Below are 2,413 nucleotides of genomic sequence, written 5' to 3'. Positions count from 1 at the left end.
AACACAGGCCTTTTTTCGTTTTATGGGATGAGGAACATAAACAATGCGAGTTTTAAAATTTGGTGGGTCTTCACTTGCCGATTATGCATGCTTACAACAGGTAGCTCAGTTAGTTAAAGCACAATTAAAAGATGAAATGTTATTGGTGCTTTCTGCTCCAGGTGGAATGACCGATTCGCTAGTTGCACTTGCAAGTGCTGCAGAGCAAGGCTTAGATTTTTCGCAGCAATGGCAAGCATTAGCGAGTCGTTGTGAAGGCTTAAAAGCTGACGTTGAAAAAAGTGGCGTAGTCGTTACAAGCTGGCCAGACCTAGGCGAGCTTAAAAATAAATTAGATGGCGTGTCGCTTATACAGTGTTGCCCTGATCAAGTTCGCGCATTTGTAATTAGCTTTGGAGAGCGCGTTAGCGTTTCTTTAATGCAGGCTTTATTGAGCTCACAAGATGCAAGGTACTTAGAAGCAACAAGCTGTATTGCTTCAACTGGTGGCTACATTGATGCAGAAGCTGATTTAGTGGCAAGTAAAGCTCGCTTTCAAGCCGTGCTTAAAGAAAACCCTGCAACTATTTATATTATGCCTGGTTTTACGGCGAGTAATGATAAAGGTGAGCTTACGACGCTTGGCCGTAATGGTTCAGATTACTCAGCAGCTATTGCTGCGGCATGTTTAGAAGCTGAGATTTGCCAAATTTGGACTGACGTTGATGGCGTATATAGCGCTGATCCTCGCTATATTAAAAAAGCCACTAAAGTAGATTTTTTATCTTATAAAGAGGCGATGGAGCTTTCTTACTTTGGTGCAAAAGTACTTCACCCAAAAACAATTTTACCGTGTGCTAAAGCAGGCGTGCCATGTGAAATTAAAAATACGCATAACCCAGACGCACAAGGCTCATTAATTGGTAACGATTATTCATCTGATGAGCCCGTAAAAGCGCTTTCTAGCTTACAAGACCTTGCAATGTTAACTGTTTCAGGCCCAGGCATGAAAGGTAAAGTAGGCATGGCGTCTAAGGTATTTAACGCGCTTGCTCACGATAACGTATCAATTGTATTGATCACGCAATCATCATGTGAATTTAGTATTAGTTTTTGTGTGCACGAAACAGACCTAGCTCTTGCACTGGATGCGCTACAAACTGCATTTGAGCTTGAATTACAAGCAGGGCTTATTGAGCCTGTACAAGTACAGCGTAATTTAGCCATTGTTACTTTAGTGGGCGACAACATGCGCGCACACCGTGGCTTAGCGGCTAAGTTTTTTGCATCGCTTGCACAAGCGCAAGTAAATATTGTGGCAATTGCACAGGATTCTACAGAAAGTGCTATTTCTGCGGTAATTGATGGTGAGTTATGTAATGACGCTGTAAAAATATGCCATGAAAACTTTTTCACGCATGTGCCGTCAATTGATGTGTTTTTACTAGGTTGTGGCTTAGTTGGGCAAGAGCTTATTAATCAGCTTGAACGTCAGCAAGCTTGGCTTGAAAAGCGTAATATTAAACTTAACTTGTATGGTGTTGCTAACTCTCGTCAATTACACCTTGATAACGAAGGCATCGCTTTTAGTGATTGGCAGCAAAAATTGGCCTCATCTGAGCAAGCATTTGATTTAAAATTAGTAGAGCAATTTGTTAAGCAAAACCACTTAGTGAATCCGGTATTAGTAGATTGTACATCTTCAGATGCACTTGCTGCGCAATATGTAGACTTTTTAAATGCAGGTTTTCATGTGGTTGCAGCTAATAAAAAAGCGACAACAAGCTCATACACGTATTACCAAGATTTAATAGCTGCTACGCAAAAGAATAATCGTAAATTTTTATACGAAACTAACGTTGGTGCAGGTTTACCAGTAATCGATAACTTGCAGTCATTATTTGGTGCCGGTGATGAGTTACTAGAGTTTAGCGGTATTTTATCAGGCTCACTTTCGTATATGTTTGGCGCACTTCAAGATGGTTTATCACTTTCTGAGGCAACTATTAAAGCCAAAGAAAGCGGTTTTACTGAGCCAGATCCTCGTGATGATTTATCGGGTACCGATGTAGCACGTAAGTTACTGATCATTGCTCGCGAAGCCGGTATGAAGTTGGAACTAAGCGATATTGAAGTTGAGTCAGTATTACCACAAGGTTTTGCACAAGGTGATAGCGTTGATGAGTTTATGGCAAAACTACCAAGCCTAGATGCTGATTTTAATGACCGCATTCAAAGTGCTGCGAGCGAAGGAAAGGTACTTCGTTATGTAGGTACAATTAAAGAAGGTCACTGTAAAGTAGGTATTGAGGCTGTTGATGAAAAGCATGCGCTTAATGTAATTCGCGATGGCGAAAACGCGCTTGCTATTTTAAGCCAATACTACCAGCCACGTCCGTTTGTAATTCGTGGTTATGGTGCCGGCTCTGAAGTA

Annotated in this window: 1 protein-coding gene; it reads left to right on the top strand. The window is 41.2% G+C overall.

From position 1 onward, the window contains the following. Nucleotides 1-43: 43 nt before the first annotated feature. Nucleotides 44-2,413, top strand: a 2,370-nt coding sequence (gene thrA / locus H5072_RS17020; RefSeq protein WP_182694214.1) for a bifunctional aspartate kinase/homoserine dehydrogenase I, incomplete at its 3' end; no start/stop codon positions are given.

It is taken from the genome of Pseudoalteromonas sp. SR45-5, from assembly GCF_014163565.1.
Taxonomy (GTDB): Bacteria; Pseudomonadota; Gammaproteobacteria; order Enterobacterales; family Alteromonadaceae; genus Pseudoalteromonas; species Pseudoalteromonas distincta.
This window is presented reverse-complemented; position numbering and strand designations above follow the sequence as displayed.